At 65.7% G+C, this 25,686-nt stretch carries 21 protein-coding genes; 5 read left to right on the forward strand and 16 right to left on the reverse strand.

Annotated elements, in window-relative coordinates; all coding sequences use genetic code 11:
• Positions 1–24: 24 nt before the first annotated feature.
• The gene (locus ACVMB1_RS21890) at positions 25–1,257 is read right to left on the reverse strand and encodes a cytochrome P450 (protein ID WP_028332498.1); all 1,233 of its coding nucleotides are present in this window, start codon (positions 1,255–1,257) and stop codon (positions 25–27) included.
• Positions 1,258–1,414: 157 nt separating this feature from the next.
• Here ACVMB1_RS21890 and ACVMB1_RS21895 point away from each other — a divergent pair, with 157 nt between their 5' ends.
• Positions 1,415–2,026, forward strand: coding sequence for a TetR/AcrR family transcriptional regulator (locus tag ACVMB1_RS21895; protein WP_057015033.1), 612 nt, complete (start codon positions 1,415–1,417; stop codon positions 2,024–2,026).
• A 4-nt stretch (positions 2,027–2,030) separates the two neighbouring features.
• On the opposite strand, the gene ACVMB1_RS21900 is transcribed toward ACVMB1_RS21895, so the two are convergent.
• The 11 genes from ACVMB1_RS21900 to ACVMB1_RS21950 form a co-directional block, all read right to left on the reverse strand.
• Positions 2,031–3,323, reverse strand: coding sequence for an MFS transporter (locus ACVMB1_RS21900; RefSeq protein ID WP_141341109.1), 1,293 nt, complete (start codon positions 3,321–3,323; stop codon positions 2,031–2,033).
• A gap of 170 nt (positions 3,324–3,493) precedes the next feature.
• The gene (locus ACVMB1_RS21905) at positions 3,494–4,132 is read right to left on the reverse strand and encodes a hypothetical protein (protein ID WP_076824193.1); all 639 of its coding nucleotides are present in this window, start codon (positions 4,130–4,132) and stop codon (positions 3,494–3,496) included.
• Positions 4,092–4,733, reverse strand: coding sequence for a hypothetical protein (locus ACVMB1_RS21910; RefSeq protein WP_076824191.1), 642 nt, complete (start codon positions 4,731–4,733; stop codon positions 4,092–4,094). Before ACVMB1_RS21910 ends, ACVMB1_RS21905 begins: the two co-directional genes overlap by 41 nt.
• A 40-nt stretch (positions 4,734–4,773) precedes the next feature.
• Positions 4,774–8,013 carry an adenylate/guanylate cyclase domain-containing protein gene (locus ACVMB1_RS21915; protein ID WP_076824188.1) on the reverse strand — a complete coding sequence of 1,080 codons (3,240 nt, stop codon included), beginning with the start codon at positions 8,011–8,013 and terminating at the stop codon, positions 4,774–4,776.
• Between the two features lie 223 nt (positions 8,014–8,236).
• Positions 8,237–8,983, reverse strand: a complete 747-nt coding sequence (locus ACVMB1_RS21920; protein WP_141341108.1) for an ABC transporter ATP-binding protein — start codon at positions 8,981–8,983, stop codon at positions 8,237–8,239.
• Complete coding sequence (locus ACVMB1_RS21925; RefSeq protein WP_076824186.1) at positions 8,964–10,763, reverse strand: branched-chain amino acid ABC transporter ATP-binding protein/permease; 1,800 nt, start codon at positions 10,761–10,763, stop codon at positions 8,964–8,966. The genes ACVMB1_RS21920 and ACVMB1_RS21925 overlap by 20 nt, the downstream gene beginning before the upstream one ends.
• The gene (locus ACVMB1_RS21930; RefSeq protein WP_076824184.1) at positions 10,763–11,620 is read right to left on the reverse strand and encodes a branched-chain amino acid ABC transporter permease; all 858 of its coding nucleotides are present in this window, start codon (positions 11,618–11,620) and stop codon (positions 10,763–10,765) included. The genes ACVMB1_RS21925 and ACVMB1_RS21930 overlap by 1 nt, the downstream gene beginning before the upstream one ends.
• 19 nt (positions 11,621–11,639) lie before the next feature.
• Positions 11,640–12,836: an ABC transporter substrate-binding protein gene (locus ACVMB1_RS21935; RefSeq protein ID WP_244558644.1), complete on the reverse strand. Its 1,197-nt coding sequence runs from the start codon at positions 12,834–12,836 to the stop codon at positions 11,640–11,642.
• A 161-nt stretch (positions 12,837–12,997) separates the two neighbouring features.
• Positions 12,998–13,981: an NAD(P)-dependent oxidoreductase gene (locus ACVMB1_RS21940; protein WP_141341107.1), complete on the reverse strand. Its 984-nt coding sequence runs from the start codon at positions 13,979–13,981 to the stop codon at positions 12,998–13,000.
• Positions 13,982–13,993: 12 nt separating this feature from the next.
• A complete protein-coding gene (locus ACVMB1_RS21945; RefSeq protein WP_310885646.1) occupies positions 13,994–15,850 on the reverse strand; it encodes a TRAP transporter large permease in 1,857 nt (618 codons plus the stop codon).
• Positions 15,851–15,859: 9 nt separating this feature from the next.
• Positions 15,860–16,891, reverse strand: a complete 1,032-nt coding sequence (locus ACVMB1_RS21950; RefSeq protein ID WP_456849256.1) for a TRAP transporter substrate-binding protein — start codon at positions 16,889–16,891, stop codon at positions 15,860–15,862.
• Positions 16,892–17,050: 159 nt separating this feature from the next.
• Between ACVMB1_RS21950 and ACVMB1_RS21955 the strand changes: the two genes are divergently transcribed.
• The 3 genes from ACVMB1_RS21955 (at position 17,051) to ACVMB1_RS21965 (ending at position 20,748) form a co-directional block, all read left to right on the forward strand.
• Positions 17,051–17,791 carry a FadR/GntR family transcriptional regulator gene (locus ACVMB1_RS21955; RefSeq protein ID WP_076824242.1) on the forward strand — a complete coding sequence of 247 codons (741 nt, stop codon included), beginning with the start codon at positions 17,051–17,053 and terminating at the stop codon, positions 17,789–17,791.
• A gap of 445 nt (positions 17,792–18,236) precedes the next feature.
• Positions 18,237–18,968 (forward strand): cytochrome c biogenesis CcdA family protein, encoded by a 732-nt coding sequence (locus tag ACVMB1_RS21960; protein ID WP_016846251.1) that lies wholly within the window; start codon positions 18,237–18,239, stop codon positions 18,966–18,968.
• Positions 18,969–19,059: 91 nt separating this feature from the next.
• Positions 19,060–20,748 (forward strand): SulP family inorganic anion transporter, encoded by a 1,689-nt coding sequence (locus tag ACVMB1_RS21965; RefSeq protein WP_076824174.1) that lies wholly within the window; start codon positions 19,060–19,062, stop codon positions 20,746–20,748.
• Between the two features lie 295 nt (positions 20,749–21,043).
• Here ACVMB1_RS21965 and ACVMB1_RS21970 read toward each other — a convergent pair whose 3' ends face one another.
• From ACVMB1_RS21970 to ACVMB1_RS21980, 3 genes are all read right to left on the reverse strand, one after another.
• On the reverse strand, positions 21,044–21,436 hold the full coding sequence (locus ACVMB1_RS21970) for a hypothetical protein (RefSeq protein WP_057015020.1): 393 nt from the start codon (positions 21,434–21,436) through the stop codon (positions 21,044–21,046).
• Positions 21,437–21,672: 236 nt separating this feature from the next.
• Positions 21,673–23,052, reverse strand: coding sequence for a Spy/CpxP family protein refolding chaperone (locus ACVMB1_RS21975; protein ID WP_076824172.1), 1,380 nt, complete (start codon positions 23,050–23,052; stop codon positions 21,673–21,675).
• Between the two features lie 124 nt (positions 23,053–23,176).
• Positions 23,177–24,601, reverse strand: a complete 1,425-nt coding sequence (locus ACVMB1_RS21980; RefSeq protein ID WP_076824170.1) for an FAD-binding oxidoreductase — start codon at positions 24,599–24,601, stop codon at positions 23,177–23,179.
• Positions 24,602–24,761: 160 nt separating this feature from the next.
• Between ACVMB1_RS21980 and ACVMB1_RS21985 the strand changes: the two genes are divergently transcribed.
• Positions 24,762–25,250: a thioesterase family protein gene (locus ACVMB1_RS21985; protein ID WP_028332516.1), complete on the forward strand. Its 489-nt coding sequence runs from the start codon at positions 24,762–24,764 to the stop codon at positions 25,248–25,250.
• Positions 25,251–25,292: 42 nt separating this feature from the next.
• On the opposite strand, the gene ACVMB1_RS21990 is transcribed toward ACVMB1_RS21985, so the two are convergent.
• Positions 25,293–25,466 (reverse strand): DUF1328 domain-containing protein, encoded by a 174-nt coding sequence (locus tag ACVMB1_RS21990; protein WP_016846258.1) that lies wholly within the window; start codon positions 25,464–25,466, stop codon positions 25,293–25,295.
• Positions 25,467–25,686: the final 220 nt, after the last annotated feature.

Below are 25,686 nucleotides of genomic sequence, written 5' to 3' on the forward strand. Positions count from 1 at the left end.
GCGGATCGCTGACCTGCGGGAACGTCACCAGCTCGCCGGCAGCCGCTTCAGCCCGCGCAGCACGAAGGTCGGCCGCCACTCCGGATTTTCCGCGTCATCGAGCCGCAGGTCGGGAATCCGGCGGAGCAGTGTCGAGATCGCGATCTCGGCCTCGATCCGCGCCAGCTGGGCGCCGAGGCAGAAATGGATGCCGCCGCCGAACGACAGCGGCTTGACGTTCGGCCGCCGGATGTCGAGCCTTTCGGGGTGGTCGGGGTAGACAGCCTCGTCGTGATTGGCCGAGCCCAGGAGGCACAGCACGCTCTCGCCCTTCGGGATGCGCTTGCCACCGAGGTCGTCGATGTCTTCCAGCGCGACACGGCCGGTCAGCTGCACCGAGGAATCGTAACGCAGGAACTCCTCGATCGCATTGGTGATCAGGCCGGGATTGGCCTTCAGCAGCGCGAGTTGGTCCGGGTTGCGGAACAGCGCCAGCAGGCCGTTGCCGATCAGGTTCACGGTCGTCTCGTGGCCGGCGCCGAACAGCAGGATGATGTTGCCGGTCAGTTCCTCGTTGGTGAGCTTCTGGCCGTCCTCTTCGGCCTGCACCAGCTGGGTGGTGAGGTCGTCGCCGGGTTGCTTGCGGCGCAGCTCGAACAGCTGATGGAAATACATCGCCGCCATCGCATTGGCGGCGTTGCCCTGCTTGATTTCCTCGGGGGTCAGCGGCACCGGCTCGAGGATGCGGCCGCCATCGCGCGAACCGTTGTAGAAGGCCTCGCGGTGTTCCTCGGGGATGCCGAGCATGTCGCAGATGATGGTGACCGGCAGGCGGAACGCGAAATCCTCGATCAGGTCCATCTTGCCTTGCGGAATGATGCGATCCAGCGTCTCGTCGACGACGTGCTGGATGCGCGGCCGCATGTCCTCGACTCGCCGCGCGGTGAAGGCCTTGACGACAAGGCCGCGCAGACGGGTGTGGTCGGGCGGATCTTGCTGCAGCATCCAGTGGCTCATGCTGCGGAAGACCGGCTCCTCCATGATCTTCGGACCGTAGCGGCGGATCGAGCGCTCCGCAAAATCCTTGCCGAACCGCTTGTCGCGCAGCACGAGGCTCGCCTCGGCGTGCCGGCTGGCGACGAAAGCGCCGTGCACATTGACATGCATCGGATCGAGGCGGCGCAGCCGCTCGTAATACGGATAGGGATTGCGAATGAATTCAGGCGCCAGTGGATTGAAAAGCGGCTCGCCGCTCGCCGGCTGAACTTGCTCGTTCATGGTGACCTCGTTCGCACGCTACGCCTGGGCCTTAAAGCCTGGCGTGCCCTGGTGTCATCCTCAAGACCGCATCATCACGGATGCGGCTGTTCTGGTTCTGTCGAATGCAACTCGATACACTCTTGTATCGAGTTGCATTCTGCCCTAAAATGCGCCGATGTCAAGGGTTCGAACCAGACCGACACGGGACGACACCTGCGAGAAGCTGTTCGAGGCTGCGGCGCGGGTGTTCGAGGAACAGGGCATCGGCGGCGCCAGCATCGAGGCGATCGCGGCCGCGGCGGGCTTCTCCCGCGGCGCCTTCTATTCGAACTTCAAGAGCAAGGACGAGCTGATCTTCGCGATGCTCGAGGATCACGTCGAGCAATCGATCCGGCGCAATCTCGACTTGCTCGCCCGGCACAGCAACCTGGCCGACTTCCTCGAAGCGCTGCGCACCATGGATCGCAGCCGGCAGGATCCGCTCGGCCGCTCCCCTCTCCTGCACATGGAGATGATCCTGTTCGTGGCGCGCGCCGAGAAGCGCCGGCCCGAGCTCGCCAAACGTCTGCGCGCGCGGCGCAAGCTGATCGCCGACATTGTCACGACTGCGCAGAAGAACAGCGGCCGGAACGGCAGACTCGATCCGGATTGGACCGGAGCGATCGTGCTGGCGCTGGAAGATGGTTTCCGCCTGCACCGCCTGATCGATCCGGAAACCACCCCCGCCGACAGCTGCCTGCGCGCGATCACCGACCTGCAGCGCGCCATCGGCGTTTCGTCGGCCTGACGCGTCAGGCCGCGCTTGCGACCTTGTGCACCTGTCCGGCGACGGCGCGGACCTTGCGGGGCGAGGCCTGCCAGATCGCAAATGCCGACAGCAGGCTGACGGCGATCCCGAGCAGGAAGGCGCTGGTATAGCTGCCCGAGAGATCATAGAGCTGGCCGGTGATCCAGGGGCCCGCAGCGCCGCCGGCGAGCGCAGCCAGCATCACGGTGCCGAAGATGCTGCCGTAATGCTTGCCCTGGAAGATCTCCAGCACGACCGGTCCCATCACGGATGTCAGGCCATAACCGAGCGCGCCCTGGGTGAAGACCATGAGATAGATCAACGCCATGTTCGGCCAGTATTTCAAGGCGGCGAGCGCGGCGAAGCAGATCACGAAGCCGAAGCAGGAGATCGCCCACACCCATTCGCGGCCGATCCGATCGGAGAGATGCCCGAGCCAGATCTGGCCGGGAATGCCGAGCAGGCTGACGACGCCAAGCGCCCAGACGCTGACGCTGGAGCTGAAGCCGATGTCGAGCAGGAATTTGGTCTGATGCACCTGCACCGCGTACCAGATGTACAGGCCGCAGAAATAACCGATCGCGATCCACCAGAACCGCGCGGTGCGCAGCGCACGCGACAGCGTCCAATCGGTGCCGGCCCACACGGGGTCGACGATATTCGATGCCGGCCTGGCTGACGTCGCCGTCGGCGCAGCATCGCCGTCGGGCTGCAGGCCGATGTCCTCCGGCCGCTTGTGCAGCAAGAGATTGATCGGCGCCAGCACGACCAGCACCACGATCCCCATTGCGGTGCAGGCGGTGCGCCAGCCGGTGTGCTCGATCATGTGCTGCACCCACGGCAGCAGCGTCACCGAGCCGATGCCGACGCCGGCGAAGGCGAGCCCGATCGCAAGTCCACGGCGGCGGAGGAACCAGTTCGGCACGAACAACGATTGTCCGGAATAGCCGAGGCAGACGCTGCCAGCGCCGACCAGCACGCCGATCGTGAGATAGAGGTGCCAGGGCTGCGTCGTCAGCGGCGCCAGCAGCAGGCCCGAGCCCATCAAGAGCACGCCAAGCTCCATCACCGCGCGCGGACCGCCGCGGTCCATCAACCGGCCGATCAGCGGACTTGCGATCGCCGAGGCGACAAAGCCGAACGAGAAGGCGCCCGCCGTGATGCCGCGCTCCCAGCCGAATTCCGAGATGATCGGCGGATAGAACAGCGAGAACGCCGTACGCGCGTTGACGCCGATCGCCATGGTGACGAAGGTCACCGCGACGATGATCCAGCCGTAGAAAAAGGGAAGTCGCATCGGACGCAGCATTCCATCCGCAACGGAACAGGCTGGACCGGCGCCGTAGCGGACTTTGGGCAGCCGGCAGCAGGCGCTGCCACCAGCCAGATTTCAGGACGACCTGGAGACAGAAGGGCCGACGCATCCGTCGACCCTTGCCGCCACAATCAACCGCTATGATCGCGTCGTCAACGCTTGCGCGGACGCTTGGCCGCCTTTTTGGCTGCCTTCTTCTTGCTGACGGCTTTCTTCTTGCCGGCGCCCTTCCCGCCGCCTGATTTGGCGCGCCTGAACGTTGGCCTGCGGAGCGAAAGCTCGGGCCAGGCGATCGGCTGTTCACCGCTGTCCGGGTCGTTGTCGCCTGGCGGATCTTCGGCGCTGTCATCCATCGGCCCTTGCACGACCAGATGGACAAGATAGGCGGTACCGGCCCCATTCAGGTAGTTCGCGAGTGGCTCGTTGTTGCTCGGAAACAGATGCGGATGAGTCACCACGCTGTTTTCCTCGACCGAGAACTTCACCGCCTTGATCGCGGTTCGGGTCATCGCGTCGCCCAGGATCTTCTTGATCGCCTCTTGCGTCTCCTGAGGCAGCACATGATGGAGAAAGAAGAACCATTTCCGCTTGGCATCATCCTTCCCGTAATCCTTGCTCGGATAGGCACCGATGCGGAACGCCACGCGCCGTAACCTGTGGCTCGGATCAAACAGCTTTTCCTTCTTGTTGTGCTTGCGAAGAGTAGCCAGATCCTTGCCGCTGAAGAGCTCATTCAGCCTATCCACGATTTCAGCGTCGGGACCGCTGCCGACGGGAAGTAGCGCACCCATTTGTCGTCTCCCTTTGTGCAATTTGATTCAGTCGTAAAAAACTGGACAGATAGCACCGCGGAATTGCCGGCGCGGCTTCCGGTCGAACCAGTACATGTTTGCGCCTCGGCCAATGATCGGCCCAGCACACGCTTGGACCGCGCTTGCGAGCTCTCAGGCCGCAAGCGGCAAGCGCAGTCAACTGCTCGATGCTCGATACCGCGCGCTCAATCGAGAGCGTGCGCCCGGTCTGCTTGCGTAGCCGGGCTGCGCCCTTGGCGAGAATCCAGCGGTCCGCCGCGCACTCGCAACCGAGCTCGGAATTGGCGGCGAGCCGGCCGCCTTTCGACAGATGGTGTCCGACTTCGTGAAGCAGGGCGAAGACCAGGCCATCGGCGTTCATCGCCGCGTGGTAAGCCAGTCCGCCATAGATCCGCACGACGCGGTCGTTGCCACGAATGAAGGCCTGAGCATTGACGGTTGCGCTGCCTTCGTCGAGCTCGAAAAGCAGATCGGGAAACGCACGCCTGAAATCGGCCAGGATGTCGCAAAGGAGCGCGTCCCTGCACGCGCGGGCGCTTCCTTTGCCGACCGGTTCGCTCGTCACATTCGCGAACAACATGAGATCATCCGAATGGGATCAGAACAATTTCACTCGCAACTCAATTATTATTGGCTTCGTTCGAACTTCGACTCGCTTTGACCGTCTTTCCCGCGCCACCGACAAAGGGCGCGAAGATCATCGCGCCGGTCTCGTGAAGCAGCGCGGTCGCGCGGTCCAGCTCCTTCGTGCCCTCCTCGGCCTCATCGCTCCGCCCGGAGCGCAACAGCAGATCGGCGCGAACCGATCGGGCAAGACATTCCGGAATGCGCGCGTGCCGCTTGACCGCAACCGCAATCGCCTCGTCGACGGCGGACAACGCTGCCGCCGCATCTCCTTTCTGCCGATACGCGTTCGCCAGATCGGCGAGAATCCGTGCTTCGTTTTCAAGGCCGGCCTTGCGGGTTCGCGCGAAGTCGAGCGCGGCCGTCAGGTCCTCGATCGATGATGTGATCCGACCTGCCACCATATGGGACAGGCCGCGGCTGGCCTGAGCGTAGACGCGCAAATACGGATTGCCGCTCTTGACCGCGAGCGAGAAGGCGCGATCGGCGTGGTGCTGGGCCAGTCCGACGTCGCCTTCGGACCAGGCGAGGTCGATATAGGCGAGGCTCGGAATGACATAGTGAATGGCATCGACCTGGCTGCCATCCAGTTGCAGCACGCGATCGAGCAGCGGCCGGGCCTCGGACCCGCGCCCCAGCATCACGAGCGTCTGCCCGCGCATGGCGGTCAACCAGACCTCGACGTCGAATCCAAGCGTCTCCCGGTCCGACTTCACGATCTCCGAGGCGCGCGCGGCCGCCTCCATGTTCATCTGCAGCGCCTCCGACATCCGCCCCGAGAGCCGGAGCGCGTGGCAGAGAATGGCCTTCAGCGTGACCTGGACACTGGTGTCGGTGCCGGTGTCGGCAAGCGCCTTGGCTTCCAGCACCCGCTCGACATATTCGTCGGCCGAGCCGCCATTCGCCAAAATCCGGCCGTAGGCAGCGTGAATCAGCGTGTTGGCGCGCAGGTCCCCCATCGCGAGCGCGAGGCCGCGGGCTTCCTCGAAATAGACCTGCGCATCGGCGGCGGAAATTCCCTCGCGCCAGCCGAAATTCACGATCTGGCCACAGGCCATCATCTTCAGATAGTCGGTCATTTGCGACGGGGGCTGGTGCGTCAGCAGTTCACGCACCTTCTTCCAGCTCCGCAAGGCCTGACTGGGATCGTTCGCGCCGACCCAAACCGCCGCACGCATGTGCTGCTGCGCCGCCTTCAAATGTTCGCCGGCATGCTCCCAGTGGTAGGCGAGAAGCGACGCCCGTTCCTCGGCGCGATCCTTGAACAGCTTCTCGATCGCCTGCGCGACGGCCGCGTGAAGCTCGCGGCGCCGTTCGTGCAACAGCGACAGATAAGCGACTTCCTGGATCAGCGGATGACGAAACGCGATCAGCCGCTGCTCGAAGGGAGGCACGTCGTAGAGCAATTCGGCGCGTCGCAAATGTCCCACGGCTTCCAGCAGCTCGGCCTTCGCCAGACCGGCAACGGCATCGAGAACCGACAACGAAATCTCGCGCCCGGCAACCGAAGCGACCTCGAGGGCTCTTTTGGCGTGTTCGTCGAGGCGATCGATGCGCGCCGCGACCACGGCCTGCACGGTCGTCGGAAGCGGAATTGTGTCGATGCCGCCCTTCAGCCGGTACGCGCCCTTCTCGCCCTCGAAATCGCCGCGCTCGACGAGGGCGCTCATGAGCTCTTCCAGGAAGAACGGATTGCCGTGCGCGCGCTCGACGATGTTCCGGCTCAACAGCGCCAGCGACGGGTCGGTACCAAAATGATCGCGCAAGATCGATTGCGCCTCCGCGGGCCCAAGCGGAGCCATGTTGATCTGCCGATAATGCGACCGCTGCATCAGCGGCGCGCTCAATCCGGCCCTGAAATTGACCAGCAGCATCGTCGTGGTTCCGACCACGGCGTCGGCAAGGGCCTCGACGAACTCCTCGCTCGCCGGATCGATCCAGTGCAGATCGTCGATCAGGACGACCGTCACATTGTCACGAGGTGCGGCGCGTACCAGTTCGCCGACGAAATCGAGCAATTGGGCCTTGCGGGCCTTGGGATCCAGTTTCGGCGCGGGCTGGTGCGGGTCCGCCAGACCGAGGAATTCCAGCAGCACGGGTGCCAGATGATCGGAGACCGGCATTGCCGCCAGCCGGTCGAAGATACGGCGGCGCGAAACGTCCGGCGCTTCCTCCTTGATGCGAAGCCCGAAAATATCCCGAAGCAGCGCCAGCACCGGCTGAAACGGCGTTGCGCGGCCGTGCGCGAGCACACGCGCCTCGAAGACGCGGATGCCCTTGCTACGACAACTCTCGGCAAATTCGAAGCAAAGGCGACTCTTTCCAATGCCGGCTTCGCCGACGACACCGACCGCCCGGCCATCTCCCTTGCGGGTGTTCTCGAGTTCAGCCGTCAGCGCCGCAAACTCGTCGGCGCGGCCGGTCAAGGGACTCAACCGTCGTCCGGTCCGGAATACACCGCTCGACGGCGCATGCTGAAGGCCCCTCAGCCTGAGCACCTCGACGGGAGCCGCGAGCCCCCGAATGGCCTGCTCGCCAAGCGACTCCACCTCCACGAACTGCTTTGCGACAGCGTAGGTTTCCCTCGAGACCAGAATGGTGCCGGGCTCGGCAAGGTGCTCCAGTCGACTGGCGAGGTGCACGTTCGCGCCCGCGGCGTCATAGGTTTGATAGATGCCGTGCTCGATGGCCTGGAAGACGACCTCACCGGTATGGACGCCGACGCGGATTTGCATATCGACGTCATGCAGCCGCTTGACGTCATCCTGCATCGCCAGCGCCGCGAGACAGCCCCGAACGGCGTGATCCTCATGAGGCTGCGGGGCGCCGAACATCGCCATGACGCCGTCGCCTTGGGCCTTGTTGACGACGCCGCCGTAGCGGTGAACGGCCTCGTTCATCAGGTCGAGCACCGGCTGCAAGCGCCGCATGCCCAGTTCGGGATCTCCGAGGCTATCGATGATGCCCGTCGAGTTGCTGATATCGGCGAAAAGGATCGTGAGGCGCTTCCGCTCCCCACCCTTGGCATGCAGGCTCCTCAGCGCATGCTCGTGCGACGGCTGAACCCGGGTCGCGTCAATCGCCGTCGTCAACGCAGCGCCGCACTTTCCGCAAAAGCGGCTGCTTGATCCGTTCAGGTGGCCGCAAGCTTCACACGTAATTCCGAGAGAGGCCCCGCACCCTTCGCAATACTCATTGGTCGCCCTGTTCTGACAACCGCAACGCAAACATTGCATCGTAGGCCTCTTAAAGAGAGCTGCAGACGCAGGCAACCGCAACAAGTCTTAAAAACAACGCGACAATGATCACAATCGGGTATCGCTGTGAAGCTTAGCAAAGCCGCCTGCACCTGTCGTGCCATTTTATGGCGCACGTGCAGATTGCGCCAAAACGGCAGTCGACGCCGCATCCGATCACAAGTTGCGTGGCCGTTGGCGTCGAGCACACAGGTTGTATTGGCTAGGTCTGCAACGCGTGGCTCTCATGGCCGAAATAGGCGCGCTCGAGCCGATGCGCGAGGCCGCTCTCTCCGGTCGGCGCCTCCAGCGCGATCGCACCCTGCACCAGCGCGTAGACGCGATCGGCGCAGGCGAGCGCCTTCTCCAAGAGCTGCTCGACCAGCAGCACGGAGGTGCCCTGCTCGCGCAGCCGGCCGATGACGTTGAGGACGCGATCGACCAGCACCGGCGACAGTCCCGCGGACGGCTCGTCGAGCATCAACAGCCGCGGCCGGCGGACCAGGCCCTGCGCCACCGTCAGCATCTGCTGCTGCCCGCCCGACAGCGCGCCGCCGCGTTCATGCCGCTTCTCGGCGATCTCGGGAAAGAACGCCAACGCCTCCTCGATGCGCACGGCACGCTCGGCGCGCGGCAGGTCATAGCCGGCGAGCAGCAAATTGTCGGTCACCGATATCTGCGTGAACACGCGATGTCCCTCGATCACATGCACGAGCCCGGCCCGCGCGGCATCGCGTGGCGTGGCGTTGGTCATGTCGCGGTCGCCGAACCGGATTTGTCCGGCAGTGACGGGCAACAGTCCGGACATCGCGCGCAGCAGCGTGGTCTTGCCGGCCCCGTTGGGCCCGAGCAGCGCCACGACCTCGCCGGCGGCAATCGTGATGTCGATGCCGTGCAGCACACGGATCTTGCCATAGCCGGACTCCAGCCGATTGACCGAGAGCAACGGTTCAGCCGCCGAGATAGGCACTGACGACCTCCTTGTGGACGCGGATTTCCGCCGGGGTTCCCGCCGCCAGCGTCCGGCCCAGATTGAGCACGGTGACCTGGTGGCAGATATCGAAGATCAGATCGGCATGGTGCTCGACCAGCAGCACACCGGTACCGCGGCCGCAGACCGCCTTGATCAGGCTGGAGAGTCGCTCGATCTCGTCATTGGAGAGACCCGCGGCGGGCTCGTCGAGCAGCAGGAAGTCCGGATCGAGCATCAGCGCCCGCGCGATCTCGATGAAGCGCAATTCGCTGTGCTGCAGGCGATCGGCGCGGATGTCGGCGAGCGCCTCGAGGCCGACGACGCCGAGCAGCGCGTGCGCCTTGGCGGCGAACAGACGCTCGTCGGCGCCGTTGCGCGGCAGTGCGAGCATCGCCTCGACGAAATTGGCCCGGCCCTCGATCGAGCCGCCGATCATGACGTTCTCCAGCACCGAGGCTTCGCCGATCACGCGCGGCGTCTGGAAGGTGCGCGCGATGCCGCACGCGGCGCGCTTGACCGGCTGGCCCGCGGCCAGGACTTCGCCGCCAAGCATCATGGTGCCGGCCTTGGCGGCGTAATAGCCCGAGATCACGTTGAGCGTCGTGGTCTTGCCGCTGCCGTTCGGTCCGATCAGTCCGTGGATCGCGCCGGGCGCGATATCGAGATCGAGGCCGTCGATCGCCTTCACATTTCCGAAGTTCAGCGCGATGCCGCGCAGCTGCAGCGTCTTGCCGCCGTCCCTGCGGCGCACGATGTCGGTGAGTGCAGCGGGACGCGGAACGATGGCGCGGTTGCTGGCGAGCGGCCGGCGGTTGCGGAAATCGAGCAGCGCCGCGATGCCGCCGGGCATCACCAGCACGATCACGAGCAGCAGCACCGCGTAGAGGAAGGTCGACCACGCCGCGAGCGGTGCCGCGATCTCGGGCAGGATGGTCAGGATGATGGTGCCGAGCATGGGCCCGAGGATCGAGCCGCGGCCGCCGATCAGGATCGCGATGAAGAACAGCACCGAGAGATCGAAAGTGAACGCATCGGGCGTGATGTAGGTCTGCAGGGTCGCGAACAATCCGCCGGCGATCGCCGCCAGCGCGCCGGCGAACAGGAAGATCGCGATCAGCATTTTCGGCTTGGAGATGCCGCTGGCCTCAGCGGCGACCTCGGCGTCGCGCACCGCGATCAGCGCGCGGCCGAACCGGCTGCGCGCGACATTGGCGCTCATCCAGGTGGTCAGCGCGGCGACGGCGATGCATAGGGCGTAGAAGCCCCACGGCGTATTGAACGGCGGCGGGAATTCCGGACCTGCAATGCCAATGCCGCCGCCGGTCACGCTCTGCCAGGCCAGCGCGATCTGGGTCACGATGGTGGCAAAGCCGAGCGTCGACATGGCGAAGTAGAAGGTGCGCAGGCGCAGGGCCGGCAGGCCGACGACCACGCCGAAGATCGCGCCGATCAGGCCGGCGATCGGCAAGGCGACGAATACCGGAAGCGCCGGCATCACGTTGCCGGCAACCAGCACGCTCGTCGTGTAGGCGCCGAGCGTCAGCAGCGCGACATAGCCGATCGCAAGATGACCGGCGAAGCCGACCACCAGATTGAGGCCCGACACCAGCACCCAGTAGATCGCCATGCGGGTACCGATCAGCACCCAGTAATCGTTGCTGACGAACGGCAGCAGCACCGCCGCCACCAGAATGCCGAGGAACGGCAGGACGTGCGGCAGCGCGGCGCGCCACACGCCGCTGTCGGTTCGGGACGGCGTGGCCACGACCGACGTCATCACACTCTCCGCGCGGTCGAGGCGCCGAACAGCCCTTGCGGCGCGGCGAGCAGCACCACGATGAACAGCGTGAACACCGCGACCGAGGAGAAGATGCCGCCGACCAGGAAGTTCGCGGCCTGCTGGAACAGGCCGAGCGCCAGCCCGCCGATGATCGCGCCTCTGTTATTGCCGAGCCCGCCCAGCGCCACCGGCACGAAGCCGTAGAAATTGAGCAGCGCTCCGTTGGCGAAGAAGGCGAGCAGCAACTGCCCGCCGGAAAATCCGGCGATGCCGCCGACCACGCCGGCAAGCGCGTAGCTCGCGACCCGCAGATTGCGCTCCGGCAGGCCGAGCGCCCGCGCCGCAAAATTATCCTCGGCGATGGCCAGGAACGCGCGGCCGACCAGGGTGCGGCGGTAGAGATATTCAAGGCCGATAATGGTGACGGCGCAGGCGAGGACCGGCAGCCAGAATTTCTCGTCGAGGATGCCCTCGCCGAATCCTGCGATGCGCGGGAACGGTTGCGGCTCGGTGCCCCATTTGATCGCGGTGATTTGCTGGATCATCAGCGCGACCGCGAGGGTCGAGAGCACGTAGAGATGCTGGTCGAGGCTCTTGAGCACCGGCCGCACCGCGACGAATTCGGTGATGATTCCGATCACCGCGCAGCAGAGCAGCGTCAGCACGAAGCCGACGGCAATGGGCAGGCCGAGTCTCAGCGTGAACATCGAGCCGAACACGCCGCCCAGCATCGCCAGCTGGCCGGCGGTGAAGCTCATCACCCGCGAGGTCGAGAACATCGTGTTGTAGGTGACGCCGACGAGCGCGTAGATTGCGCCCGCCGCGAGACCGGATGCAAGGATCGAGGCCAGCATCGGCTGCGCCCTCGCCCTTCTATGTATACCCCGGCGCCAGCGCGAAGGTGCCGTCTTTGGCGGTAGAGGCTTCCGACATCACGATCTCTTCGGTCAAATAGCCGTTGTGCTCGGTCGGCGAGAAGCGGTAATTGCCGAAATAGCCGGGATAGGTCGACAGCGTGTTCCAGTACTTGATGATGCCGGCGCTGTCGGTCGAGCCGCTTTCGGCGACCGCCTTGGCGATCAGCTCGATGCAATCGATGCCGCCCGCGACCCACCACAACAGCGTGTCGTTCAGCGCGATGTTGGCCTTGGTCAGGCGCGCGACCAGGTCCGCGCTCTTCGGCGGCAGCTTGCCGGCGCCGTCATAGCTGCAGCTCTTGTAGCCGATCGCGTAGACCTTCTTCCAGTTCTCCGGCTTGGCGACCAGGCTCGCAAGCTCGCCCGACGCCATCGAGGGATGCCCGACAAAGGGCACGTCCCAGTTCATCGCGGCGCGGGTGTTGAACATGCGCGCCTCCATGCCGGTCGAGACGCTCCACACCACGATCGCTTCCGCGCCGGCATTCTTGGCGCGCAGCATGTCCGGCGTCATGTCGGGCTGCGTGGCGTCGATATTGGCCTGATAGGCCACCTCGGCGCCGTCCTTCTTGAACGCCGCGACGGAGGCGCCGACCGCGGTGACGCCATAGCCGGTGGTGTCGCCGATCACCGCGACCTTCTTCACCTTGAGGATCTTGAGACAGTAATTGCGCACGGCATCGTCCCATTGGTTGTTCGACGGCGCGATGCGGAACGCATTGGGGAACTTGACCGGGTCGATCAGGGTCTCGACGACGCAGGGATGCAGGTCCGGCATCTTGGCGCGCGCCATGATCGGCGTCGTCGCCAGCGCCTCGCCCGAGTTCAGCGGACCCCAGATCGCGTGCACCTTGGCCTGGCTGATCAGCTCCTGCGTGGCGTTCACCGCCTTGGTCGGATCGCCCTGGGTATCGCGCATCACAAGCTCGATCTTGCGGCCCTTCACCCCGCCGGCGCCGTTGATGGCGTCGACCGCGAAGTTGACGCCGCGATTGAAGCCGACGGTCGGCGCCGAGCTCGGGCCGGTGATCGCCGCGAGACAGCCGATCTTGATCGGTTCCGATTGTGCGATGGCTGGCGCCGGGAAGGAAAATGATGCGGCGCTAAATGCACCGGCGCTGCCCAACAAAACGTCACGGCGTGAAATAGCCAAGTGATGCCTCCCTGTTTCCCTCTCGGCGCCCGTCGTTTGTTGCGGGACGTCCGTTCATTGATTGTCCGCGCGCTCAGGGGCCGCGGTTATGCGGGCCAAGTCTGGGCCGGATGCGAAGCTCTTGTCCAGCCCCGCGAACGACATTGGGCTTCGCCAAACTTTCATGGCCGAGGCCGCCGCGTCCAGTAGCCGGCATTGACCGCGCCGACGGGTATCTCGCCGGCAACGATCTTCGCAACCTGGCGTACCGTCTCCGACGACTGATGCTCGATCGCCTGCGGCGTCAGGCCGCCGACATGCGGCGTTGCGATCACATTGTGCAGCTTCGCAAGCTCGGGCGTCGGCATCTGGTCCGGCGCGCGGCCGACATCCATCGCGGCACCCGCAATGCGGCCATCGCGCAGCGCGGCCGACAGCGCCGCCTCGTCGACGAGGTTTCCGCGCGAAAGGTTGATGAAAAATGCGTGCTTCGGCATCCGCGCCAGCGCGGCCTGCCCGATCAGGTTCTCGGTCTGCGCGTTGGCGATCGCGAGACAGACAACGTAGTCGGCGCGCGCCAGCAGATCGTCGAGCGGCAGATGCGCGATCGCCGCATCGTCCGGCGTCACGAAGGGATCGGCGACCAGCACATTCATGCCGAGCACTTTTGCGATCCCGGCAAGATAGCGCCCGATGCTGCCATAGCCGATGATGCCGATCGTACTTCCCGCAAGCTGGCGGCCCATCACGACCTCGGGCGCCCTGCCCGCGTGATAATCCGCGGTGGCGCGCGAGACGCCGCGCGACAGATCGACCATGAAGCCGAGCGCGAGCTCGGCGACCGACTGGACGAAGCCGGCGCTCGCCTGCGTCACCAGCACGCCGGCGGCGGAGGCCGCAGCCACGTCGATGTTGCGGATATCGACCGCGCAGCGCACGAACGCGCGCAGCTTCGGCAGCTGCGGAAAAATCGCTCCCGGCCCCTGCGTCATGCGGTCGGCGACGATGATGTCGACATCGGCCGCGGCCTCGACCAGCGCCGCCGCATCGAGCGCGTCCTCGCCCTCGTGCAGCTTGACGTCGGCGACCGCGCGCAGGCCGTTCAGGCTGCGCTCGCCATAATAGTCGCGGCGCATCTGCGGGGTATGGGCAAGCAGCACCTTCACGATCCCACCCCCCTAGTAGCCGAGCGCATGCGGCAAGGCCGTGCTGATGGCGGGCACGAAGGCGATCACCAGCAGGCACAGCAACAGCAGGCCGAGATAACCCGCGATCGGCTTGATGGTCTGCTCGATCGGCACGTTGCCGATCAGGCAGGCGCCGTAGAGCCCAAGGCCGAGTGGCGGAGCAAAGAGCCCGAGCCCCATCGCGATCACAAGCACGACGCCGAAATGCAGCGGATCGATGCCGAGCTTGACGGCAACCGGCAGCAGCAGCGGGCCGAAAATGATCAGCGCCGCGGCGCCTTCGAGCACCGAGCCCATCACCACCAGCACCAGGATCGACAGCAGCATGAACAGCCAGACGCCGTGGCTGCCCGAGATCGCCAGCATGAGGTCGCCGACGGCATGCGGCACCTGCTGCAGCGTCAGGATGAAGGCCAGCGACTGCGCCGCGGCGACGATGAACAGCACCAGCCCCGAACGAACAGCCGCATGCACGAAGCAATGCGCCAGACTCCTCGCACCGAGCTCGCGGAACAGCAGGCTGCCGACGGCGATGGCGTAGACCGCGGCGAAGGCGGAAATCTCGGTCGCGGTGGCAAAGCCGCTCTTGAAGCCGAAGAAGATCATGAAGATCAGCCCGAACGAGGCGATCGCACCGGTCCAGAGCCCGGATACCGCGGCGCGCGGCTCGGCTTCCACGTTCGTGGCAGGACGCTTGCCGAAGATGATCGACACCGCGATCAGCGCCAGCGCCATCAGCGCGGCCGGCAACATGCCGGCCACGAACAGTCCGCCGATCGACAGGTTGGCGACGAAGCCGAGGATGATGAGGTTGATGCAAGGCGGAATGGTCTCCGCCATGACCGCGGAGGCGGCGAGCAGCGCCACCGCCCCGCCCGGGTTCTGCCGCGAGCGGCGCGCCGCCGGGATCAACACCGAGCCGACCGCGGCAACGTCGGCCATCTTGGAGCCCGAGATGCCGGAGAACAGCACCATCGACATCACCATGACGACGTTGAGCCCGCCGCGCATCCGTCCGACCGCGCGCTGCAGCAGCTCGATCAGCCGGACCGACATGCCGTTGGCTTCCATCAGGTAGCCGACCAGGATGAAGAACGGGATCGCGAGCAGCACGAAATTGTCGATGCCGCGCGCCATCTGCTGGGCGAAGATCACGCCGGGCAGCGTGCCCTCGGCCCAGATGAAGATCAGCGCCGCCAGCGCCAGCGCAAAGCCGATCGGCAGTCCGCCGAACAGCGTGAGGAAGAAGCCGATCAGCATCAACGTTTGCGATGACGGTACGGACGATGGTGCGAATGCATCCCAGGCGAGATAGAGACCCACGATGACGGCAGTCGCGACGATGGCCACCGTCATGTCGCGCAACGGCCGGCCACAGAACGTCTCGAACGCGAAGATCGTCATGAACGCCGCGCCGACGCCCATCGGATAGAACGTCCATTCCAGCGGCAGGCCGGAGCCGGAGGTCTGACCGGTGGTCAGCCAGCCCATCTTGACGGCGTTGAACGCGACATAGCCGGCAATGATGGTGACAAGCAGCGCACCGACCGCGTCGACCACCCGCCGCACGCCCGGCGGCAGCATGTTGACGAAGAAGGCGACGCCGAGATTTTCGGCGCGGGCGAGCGCGCTTGCCGCGCCGAAAAAGCTCGACCCGACCATCAGGCCGCGGGCGCCGTCGTCGGACCATTCGACCGGCGCGTTGAACAGGAAGCGGGCCAGCACCGCGACGCAGACCACCACGAGATCGGCGGCAAGCAGGAGCGCGGCGATCGCGTCGCTGACGGCGAGCAGCGGTGCCGTGATCCGATCGGCGCTGCTTCTCGCCTCGACTGCGGCGACTGACATGCGCCGACCTCAGGTCTGGGTGGCGCGGATCAGGTCGACGACGGCCTTGGCCTCGGGCCGCGTCTTGATGAAATTGTCGGTCTGCGGCAGCACGCGCTTGCGGAATGCCTCCTTGTCGCATTCGACGAAGGTGACGCCCTTCTCCACCAACGCCGCCAGCGCCTCCTTTTCCACCGCAAGGCCGTGCGCGCGGGTGTCGACCGCGGCCTTGTTCGCCGCGTCGAGAAAGCCTTCGCGCAGCTTGGAAGCCATGCGGTTGAAGCTGGTGTCGCTGAAATAGACCGCGAGCGGCGAGAAGATGTGCTGGGTCAGCGCATAGTGCTTCGCGGTCTCGTAGAACTTGCTCGCCAGGATGGTCGGCGGATCGTGTTCAAGGCCGTCGAGCACGCCGGCCTGCAGCGCCGTATAGATCTCGCCGAACGCCAGCGGCGTTGCGGCGGCGCCCATCAGCCGCAGGCACTCGGTGATGATCGGATTGGGCAAGGTGCGGATTTTCAGGCCGGCGAGATCCTCCGGCGTCTTCACCGGCTTCTTCGCCAGCACGCTGCGCGCGCCGAAATTATAGGCCCAGCCGATGATATGAATGCTGGCGCCCTTGAGCAGCGCAGCCTCGATCGGCTTCGCCGCGCCGGCGTCGAACGCCTTGGTCTGCTGCTGAAAGCTGGTGAAGAGGTAACCGAGGTCGAAGGTGCCGACCAGCGGCACGAGATTCGCCGAGATCGACGAGCCCGACACCATCAGGTCGATCACCCCTAGCTTCACCGAATTGATGACGTCGATCTCCTGACCGAGCTGGTTGTCGGGGAAGAAGGTGACCTCGATCTGCTCGCCGAGTCCGTTCGCCTTCAGACTCTTGACCAGATTGTCGTAGTAGACGCGGCCATTGGCGTATTTGGGATCGTTCGGAAGCGACGACGAGCATCGCATTTTCATCACCGCAGCCTCGGCGCGGCCGATGATGGCGGGCGCGGCGGCAAGCCACGCGGTCGCTGCGACCGACGACTGCAGCACAATGCGGCGGCTCACGCGGTTCGACGTCATGATGGTGCTCCTCCCGGGGACGGATCTTTATTGTGTTGGCCACCCGCCTGACGGCGTGAGCTTGGCAGCCGATTTGTCATAATGTATGACAAAACGGATACGGTTGTGCAAGGGCGCGGCTCGGCGGCGGCGCAGGCTGCAACCGCAGCGAGGCCCTCGATGTTCCAGACATCCAACGCGTTGCGTCGGAGCGTGCATAGTCAGGTCACCGACCGCGTCGGCAGCAGCATCGTGCGCGGCGAGATCGGCGTCGGCGAAACGCTGCCGCCGGAAATCCGGATCTGCGAGATGATGGACGTCAGCCGCACCGTGGTGCGCGAGGCGATCCGCACCTTGACCGGCAAGGGCCTGATCGAGTCGCGGCCCAAGAGCGGCACGCGGGTTCGGCCGCCCGAGCAGTGGAATCAGCTCGATCCCGACGTGCTGCGCTGGCACCTCGAGACCGCGGAGATCGACCGTTACCTCGCCAAGCTGTTCCAGCTGCGCGCCGCGGTCGAGCCGGCCGCGGCAGCGCTCGCGGCGACCCATGCCGAGGAGGTCGACGTCGCCCGCATCCGCGCCGGATGCGACGGCATGGACGCTGCAGAGAGCAACGAAGAGTTCGTCGCCGCCGACATTACGTTCCACCAGGCGATCTATTTCGCCACCCGCAACGAATTCTTCTGGCCGATCGCGCAGATGTTCGAGATCACGCTGCGCCAGAGTTTTACGATCGCAGCGCCGGGCTCGCACCGTCCGCGGGCGCTGCGCGAGCACCGCGCGGTGCTGGACGCGATCGCCGCCGGAGATGCGGAGACGGCGCGCACAGCCACGGTCGTGCTGCTGACGAATTCCGCCGACGACCTGGTGCGAATCCGTGGCCGGGAGTTCGAGACGCCACGTCCAGCCAAGCGCCGATGATGTTGGTGACTGCGGTCGTGATGCGCTCACTGCTTCCACATGGTCGTCCTGGCGAAAGCAGGAACCCATACGCCGCGGCCGATGTTGTCGGTGGGACTCGTCGTTCCAGCGTCGCGCAACCTAGCTCAGCGGTGGTTATGGGTCCCGACCCCCGTGTGCAATTGCGCATTAGGCCGGGACGACAGCGAATGTGTGGTGCCGCTTGCAGGTCAAAAATCCGCATCAGTGATTGGCGCGTGAACGAGGCACCGCCGGAAGGGTTCCCTCCCCCTTGCGAGAGCGGGAGCCGCGCGGCGTGCTCGCCTCACCGTCATTCCGCGCCTGCCACGAGAGTCGACCCGCACACGGGCCTGTGACCATAGTTGAAGGCTGCGACGACGAAACTTCTGGATTGTTGGCCGCATAGACGCCAAGACAGGAACGCTATTCTGCGAAGGTTTCATTGATGCACGACGTCTCGATCCCGGCGGCCCTGATCGCCGGTCTGGTCAGCTTCCTCTCGCCCTGCGTGCTGCCGCTGGTGCCGCCCTATCTGATCTATTTGACCGGCGCGACCATCGAGCAGGTCAACCAGGACGGCGCCACCGCGGCTTCCAAGCGCGCGGTGATGACGGCGGCGCTGATGTTCGTGCTCGGCTTCTCCACCGTGTTCGTCGCGCTCGGCGCCAGCGCCTCCTTTGTCGGCGGGCTGGTGCGCGCCTGGTCGGCCGAGCTCTCGATCCTGGCGGGCATCGTCATCATCATCATGGGCCTGCACTTCCTCGGCGTGACCCGGATCGGCCTGCTGATGCGCGAGGGGCGGCTGACCGCGCCGAAGCCGGTCGGGCTGTGGGGCGCCTACGTCATGGGCCTGGCCTTCGCCTTCGGCTGGACGCCATGCATCGGGCCGATCCTCGCCGCGATCCTCTCGATCGCGGCCGCGGAGGCCACGGTGACGAAGGGCGCCGGCCTGCTCGCGGTCTATTCCGCCGGGCTCGGCATCCCGTTCCTGCTTGCGGCCTTCATGGTCAAGCAGTTCTCCTCGCTGTTCGCGCGGATGAAGCGCCATCTCGACACCGTCGAGCGGGTGATGGGCGTGCTGATGGTGGTCACCGGCATCGGCTTCCTGACCGGCGCAGTCTCGAGCGTCAGCGTCTGGCTGCTGGAAACCTTCCCGGCGCTGCAAAATATCGGCTAGGCCTTCACGCCGACGCAGGGTGCCGTCGGCTGGCTTTTGGCCGCGCGATGTCGGACTATCGGGGAATCGCCGCAATCCTCACGGGGCACCGATGGGCCAGGATCGTCAGACACGCGCCAGCTGGCCGGTCTTCCGTTCGCTCACGTCGTTCCGGCCAAGCGACCTGCCGGGTGACCTGATCGCCGGGCTGACGCTCGCCGCGATTGCGATCCCGGAGCAGATGGCGACCGCGCGGCTCGGCGGCTTCTCGCCGCAGATCGGCTTCTTCGCCTTCATGGCCGGCTCGCTCGGCTTTGCGATGTTCGGCGCCAACCGCTTCCTGTCCTGCGGCGCCGACTCCACGATCACGCCGATCTTCGCCGGCGGCCTTGCGCTGATGGCGACCGCCGGCTCGCCGGACTATCAAGCACTGGCGATGGCGCTGGCGCTGATGGTCGGCGCGATCATGATCGCCGGCAGCCTGTTCAAGCTCGGCTGGATCGCCAATTTACTGTCGACCCCGGTGACGGTCGGCTTCCTCGCCGGCATCTCGGTCCACATCCTGGTCTCGCAATTACCCGGCGTGCTCGGCCTGACCACGCCGGACGGGCCGACGCTCTACAAGCTCGGGGTGCTCACCGAGGAGATCGGTCAAACCAATTTCTACACGCTGGCGATCGGCCTCGGCGTGCTGGCGCTGGTCGCCGGATCGGAGAAGATCAGCGCACGCATTCCGGGCGCGCTGATCGGCCTCGTCGTGGCCACCGTCGCCGTGATCGCTGGCCATCTCGAAAGCAAGGGCGTCAAGGTGGTCGGCACCGTGCCCGGGACGCTGCCGACGCCATCGTTTCCGGACATCGCGCCGGAGCGATGGATCAAGCTGTTGTCGCTGGCGATCCTGATCGCGGTTGTCGTCATGGTGCAGACCGCGGCGACGACGCGCTCGTTCCTGTCCGATCCGGACAAGCCGGCCGACGTCGATCGCGACTTCCTCGGCGCCGGTGCCGGCAGCCTGCTGTCCGGGCTGTTCGGCGCCTTTCCGGTCAACGCCAGCCCGCCGCGGACCGGCATCGTGTCGGAGACCGGCGGACGCACGCAGCTCTCGGGGCTGTTTGCCGCGGCCATCGTGCTCGCGCTGCTCGCGTTCGGCGCGACGCTGCTGCGGCACGTGCCCGACGCGGCACTCGGGGGCGTGCTGCTGTTCGTGGCGCTGCGCATCATCCGCGTCACGCAGATCGTCGCGATCTTCCGCCAGTCGTTCCATGAATTCCTGCTGGTGGTGGCGACGGCAGCCGCGATCATCGTGCTGCCGATCGAGCAAGGCGTCGCCGTCGGCATCGCCTTGTCGCTGCTGCACGGCATCTGGACCACGACGCGCGGCCAGCTGGCCGAATTCGTCCATGTGCCCGGCACCACGATCTGGTGGCCGACGGGCCCGCACGTCACAGGCGAGCGCACGCCCGGCATTGCCGTCGTCGGCCTGCAGGCGCCGCTGTCGTTCCTCAACGCGGAAAGCTTCCACAGCGGCGTGCTCAAGACCATCGGCGGGGCGACGCCCAAGCCGCGGCTGCTGGTGATCGAGGCCAGCGGCATGATCGAGATCGATTTCACGGCGGCGCAGGCGCTGCGCGACCTGTTTCGCGAATGCCGCGATGACGGCGTGACGGTGGCGGTGGCGCGGCTCGAATCCGAGCGCGCGCAGGATGCGTTCGAGCGCTTCGGTCTCTACGAGGTGTTGCCGCGGGACCATGTCTTCCACAGTGTCGACGAAGCGATCCGCACGCTCGGCGGACAGGCGTAGAGGTTGGTGAGATCAGTAGCCCGCATGAGCGAAGCGATACCCGGGAAATCCGTTCCCGCATATCGCTTCGCTCATGCGGGCTACGCACGATCCTCCGTCATTGCGCGCAAAGCGAAGCAATCCATCGTGTGGCATATGCGGAAGCATGGATTGCCTCGTCGCTATCGCTCCTCGCAATGACGGAGCTACAAATTGCTGAGTAGCCCGGATGAAGCGAAGCGCGATCCGGGATTTCTCGCGCATTGATGAACCGTCCCGGATTTCGCTTACGCTCCATCCGGGCTACCGGACGACTTCAGGCCTGCTCACCCTCGAGCGTCGGATGCTCCCTCAGGACCTCCGCCTTGATCGAGCCCGCGTGGATGGCGCGCAGCAACGCCCGCCCCGTCTTGATGTTGTTGGCCCTCATGCAGAGACCGACGATCTCGCGCACCGCGGAATCTCGCACCAGCTCGTCGGAGATCCTCATCGCGGTCTCCATCGCGACCTTGGCGGCACGCTCGTAGCGATCACGCTCGATCTGCTGCTTCTTCGCTGAGCGCTTGTCGGGCGAGCCGACCGCCTCGGCACAGCCGGCGGCATCGCGGCAGATCGCACGGATCCGCTGCGCAGCTTCGATGTCGCCGAGCGGGTGCGCGACGGGATCGTCCCAGATATCCTTGTGCTCGTCCTTGCTGAACCACCACATCGCCGCACCTTGAAAGCACGGCAAACATAGCTGGCCTTGGCGCAACCTGTGAACCGCAGAGTCGACTCGGTGCCGAGCAAGAGGTGCACACTATGGCCCGGCGGCCACACCCGCGGCCGATCCGCGCGCGAATTGATGTCGAACTCATGGAATAATGCCCGTTTCGGTTCTGATTGCGTCAGGGCCGAGGCTGCGGGGATTTCGCTCGCCGCGTTTTCACGCGAACCGCCGAGGCTCTAAGCCGATCGTTTCGGCCCGATCGCCTCGAACTGCGCCTTTTGCTCATCGCTGAGCGTGGCGTAGAAATTTTCGAGCGCGGCGCGGACATCCTTGACCGCCTGCAGCATGACGTCGAGCCGCCTGGCAACGAAGGCAAGACGTGCGGGCGGGGTCATCGCCTCATTGGTCTGGCACGCGGCCTTCAGCTTCCGCGCGGCGTCGGCGCTGGCATCCTGCAGCGCCTGGAGCGCACCGCGCTGGGCGTCGCTGAGCTGCAGCCGCGCCTCGATCTCGCCGGTCGGCCATTCCTGCATCGCCGGCTGTGCGGCGCCGCAGCTCTGGGCGACCGTCGCGTTCGGATCGCGCGCCGCGGCTTCCTTGCGCTGGTTCTCGGCAAGCGCGTTGAGCCGCGCTTTCTGCTCGTCATCGAGCAGGCCGTAGAATTTGTCCAGCGGAGGCTTCACGATTCCGACCGCGGTGACCATCGCTTCGATCCGCTGCTGCATGGCGGCGAGGCGGTTCGGGGCCGTCAACACCACCTGCGCGGGACATGCCGCGCGAATCACCTGGGCCGCCGCGAGCGACGCGTTGCCGAGCTCGCCGAGCGCCACCGATTGCGCTTCGGTCGGCTGCACCGTATCCGCGATCTGATCCACCGGCAGGCCGGCGACCGAACGGCTGTCATTGCCGCACATCTGCTCGATGCGCCCACCGCCGCGGTAACGGCGGCCCGTCCGGCGCTCCGGCAGATAGGCCCTGAGATCGTCATACCCATAGGGCCCGAAGATGCCGGCATAGATGTCCGGATAGCCGTAGCCCCAGAATCCGATGTCGTCGCCCCAGATCGCGTAGTCGTAGATGTCGTTGTACGCGAACGGCCAGAACAGCGGGCCGACCCAGCCATAGCCGCCGCCGGGATGCTGCCACCAGCCGTTGGCCACCGCCCCGCCGTGCCAGCCGGCGAGCGCCGCGGCCGCGGCGATCTGCGCACGCGCCGCCGGGTTGCTCAACAGCCGGCCGTTGCGCAATGCGCCGTTGCGCGACAGCGAGCTGAACGCATTGCGCATATGGCCTGGTGCGATTGCGGCATTGCGCATCCGGCCGAAATTGCCACCCCCGCGCGATGCGAAGGCGCCATGGCCGGCGAAGCCTGATCGCGAGATCGCGTGCGAGCGGCCGAACCCGCCATGATGGCCGCCGCCGAAATGCATGTGGCCGAAGCCATGCCCGCCGCGTCCATGGCCACCACCGTGGCCATGGCCACCACCATGCCCATGGCCGCCACCATGTCCTCCGCCATGGCCGCCGCCGTGTCCGCCGCCGCCTCGAGCGATCGCATCGCCCGACAGCGCCATCGCAAGCACCACGACCGCAATTCCGATTGCCCGTCCGATCACGGCGTTCCCTCCGCGCACCGCACATATCGCGGCAACACAAGAGAGACGCCGGGCGGGCAGAAAAGTTCCGCGCGTGACACGCGCCGCGCGCGGGCTCGCGAACGCTGCGCGGCGTGACGACGCCTCAAGCGGCCGGGACGATCTTTCCGGGATTGAAGATGTTTTGCGGGTCGAGGGCCTGCTTCAGCGCCCGCATCGCGTCGAGCGCCTCCGGCCCGAGTTCGGCCTGCAAGTACTTCTGCTTGCCCTGCCCGATGCCGTGCTCGCCGGTGCAGGTGCCGTCCATGGCCTGGGCGCGCTCGACCAGGCGGTGCATGAACTCCTCGCCGCGCGCCATCTCGCCGTTGTCGTTGACGTCGCAGAGCAGCGAGCAGTGGAAGTTGCCGTCGCCGACATGGCCGACGATCGGCGACAGCAGGTTGAGCCGCTGCAGATCCTCCTCGGTCTCGGTGACGCAGTCGGCAAGCCGCGAGATCGGCACGCAGACGTCGGTGGCGACAACGCCGATGCTGTCGCCGGGGCGCAGCGCCTTGACGGACCAGTAAGCATCGTGCCGGGCCTGCCACAGCTTGGTGCGGTCTTCCGGCTTGGTGGTCCAGGTGAAGTCGCCGCCGCCGCATTCGGCGGCGATGTCGCGGAAATTCTTCGACTGCTCGGCAACCTCGACCTCGCTGCCGTGGAATTCCAGCAGCAGCAGCGGCGTCTCCGGCAGCGACAGCTTTGAGTAGCTGTTGCAGGCTTTCACCTGCGCGGCATTGAGCAGCTCGATCCGGGCGACCGGAATGCCGGTCTGGATCGCAAGGATCGTGGCCTGGCAGGCGCCACGCACCGTGTCGAACGAACAGGCCGCCGCCGCGATGGTGTCGGGAATGCCGCGCAGGCGGATGGTCAGTTCGGAGATGATCCCGAGCGTGCCCTCGGCGCCGACGAACAGATGCGTCAGGTCGTAACCGGCCGACGACTTCTTGGCGCGCGTGCCTGTCGTGATGATCTCGCCGTCGCCGCGCACCACCTTCAGCGCCAGCACGTTCTCGCGCATGGTGCCGTAGCGCACCGCGTTGGTGCCAGAGGCACGGGTCGAGGTCATGCCGCCGAGCGAGGCATCGGCGCCGGGATCGATCGGAAAGAACAGGCCCTGGTCGCGCAGATGCTCGTTGAGCGCCTTCCGCGTCACGCCGGGCTGGATTACGCAGTCGAGGTCCTCGGCATGGACCTCGAGCACCTTGTTCATGTCGCGCAGATCGATGCAGATGCCGCCCGCGGGCGCGTTGACCTGCCCCTCGAGCGAGGTTCCGGTGCCGAAGGCGATGACCGGCACGCGATTGGCGGCGCAAATCCGCACCACGTCCTGGATGTCAGCGGTTTCCTGCGCCATCACGACGGCGTCCGGCGGCTGGGTCGGCAGCCATGTGGTGGTATGGGCGTGCTGCTCGCGCACCGCCTGCGACGTGACGAGCCGGTTGCCGAACCGCGCCGCCAGCGCGTCGATCGCGCGCTTCAGGGCCTGCGGATCAGGTCGCGTCACATAGCCCGAAATCGTTGTCGCCACGTCAAATTTCCTCCCACCCTTAGCCGACCGTGGCAAAGCTTGTATAAGGGGTCAAGAGAGCCTGACTTGAAAAAGTGGACGCCGGAGTCACAGAAAAGCTCATGCTCGAACGCCAACGAACCGGGGACGGATCATGACTTCAGCGACTGCCACCAGCGAGATGCCGCTTCCATCGGCCCCGTTCAGATCCTCGGTGATGCAGATCGAGCCGCAATGGATCGACTACAACGGCCATCTCAACATGGCCTACTACAACGTGATGTTCGACCGCGCCATCGACGAGATGTGGCTGCAGCTCGGCATCGGGCCGGACTACATGAAGGCGCGGCACTGCTCGACCTTCACCGCCGAGTGCCACGTCCGCTATCTCCGCGAGATTCATCTCGGCGATCCCGTGCAGGTCCAGGTCTACCTGCTCGGCGCTGACGAGAAGCGGCTGCACACGTTCGAGGAGCTGCGCCATGCCACCGAAGGCTGGCTCTCCGCGACCTCGGAAAATCTCACGCTGCACATCGACATGGAGGCGCGCAAGGTAGCGCCGTTTCCGCCCGATATCCGCGCCCGCGCGCAAGCGATCGTGGACAGCTATGTGGGCGTATCGCGTCCCGAGGGCATCGGCCGCAACGTGGCGATGCCCTCGGCGAAATAACTTGCCGTTTTCAAGCGAAGCGGCCGCCGGTTCGCGGCCTCGCTAGACCCTTGTGCGGCCGCGTACCAATCCGACCACCGCCGACACCAGAAACAGGATGACGGCGATGAAGAAGATCGCCTTGGCGATTTCGACGGAGGCGCCGGCGATGCCGCCAAAGCCCAAAATGCCCGCGATCAGGGCGATGACCAGGAACGTGACGACCCAGCTCAGCATGATCAAAACTCCGCTTCGTTTTCCCTGTTGTTGCTCGGCGCGAACCTCTGCCCGGCGCCGCACCTGTTGAAACAATCCGGCGGGGAAATGCTGGTTCCTGAGCATGAAACCGCGAAATTTTCGCCGATTTCCGGAACCGCGATTGACTGCGGGCTGCTGCCAAAGCGTTCCTGTCGATCGCGATAAAACCTGTCAAAACGGCCGATCAGGCCCTATATGG

The sequence above is a fragment of the Bradyrhizobium sp. USDA 4504 genome, from assembly GCF_054063995.1.

Coding starts and splice junctions, on each gene's coding strand:
- ACVMB1_RS21890 (WP_028332498.1), bottom strand. CDS start 1,257: ATGAACGAGCAAGTTCAGCCGGCGAGCGGCGAGCCGCTTTTCAATCCA.
- ACVMB1_RS21895 (WP_057015033.1), top strand. CDS start 1,415: ATGTCAAGGGTTCGAACCAGACCGACACGGGACGACACCTGCGAGAAG.
- ACVMB1_RS21900 (WP_141341109.1), bottom strand. CDS start 3,323: ATGCGACTTCCCTTTTTCTACGGCTGGATCATCGTCGCGGTGACCTTC.
- ACVMB1_RS21905 (WP_076824193.1), bottom strand. CDS start 4,132: ATGGGTGCGCTACTTCCCGTCGGCAGCGGTCCCGACGCTGAAATCGTG.
- ACVMB1_RS21910 (WP_076824191.1), bottom strand. CDS start 4,733: ATGTTGTTCGCGAATGTGACGAGCGAACCGGTCGGCAAAGGAAGCGCC.
- ACVMB1_RS21915 (WP_076824188.1), bottom strand. CDS start 8,013: ATGCAATGTTTGCGTTGCGGTTGTCAGAACAGGGCGACCAATGAGTAT.
- ACVMB1_RS21925 (WP_076824186.1), bottom strand. CDS start 10,763: ATGACGTCGGTCGTGGCCACGCCGTCCCGAACCGACAGCGGCGTGTGG.
- ACVMB1_RS21930 (WP_076824184.1), bottom strand. CDS start 11,620: ATGCTGGCCTCGATCCTTGCATCCGGTCTCGCGGCGGGCGCAATCTAC.
- ACVMB1_RS21945 (WP_310885646.1), bottom strand. CDS start 15,850: ATGTCAGTCGCCGCAGTCGAGGCGAGAAGCAGCGCCGATCGGATCACG.
- ACVMB1_RS21950 (WP_456849256.1), bottom strand. CDS start 16,891: ATGACGTCGAACCGCGTGAGCCGCCGCATTGTGCTGCAGTCGTCGGTC.
- ACVMB1_RS21955 (WP_076824242.1), top strand. CDS start 17,051: ATGTTCCAGACATCCAACGCGTTGCGTCGGAGCGTGCATAGTCAGGTC.
- ACVMB1_RS21960 (WP_016846251.1), top strand. CDS start 18,237: ATGCACGACGTCTCGATCCCGGCGGCCCTGATCGCCGGTCTGGTCAGC.
- ACVMB1_RS21965 (WP_076824174.1), top strand. CDS start 19,060: ATGGGCCAGGATCGTCAGACACGCGCCAGCTGGCCGGTCTTCCGTTCG.
- ACVMB1_RS21970 (WP_057015020.1), bottom strand. CDS start 21,436: ATGTGGTGGTTCAGCAAGGACGAGCACAAGGATATCTGGGACGATCCC.
- ACVMB1_RS21985 (WP_028332516.1), top strand. CDS start 24,762: ATGCCGCTTCCATCGGCCCCGTTCAGATCCTCGGTGATGCAGATCGAG.
- ACVMB1_RS21990 (WP_016846258.1), bottom strand. CDS start 25,466: ATGCTGAGCTGGGTCGTCACGTTCCTGGTCATCGCCCTGATCGCGGGC.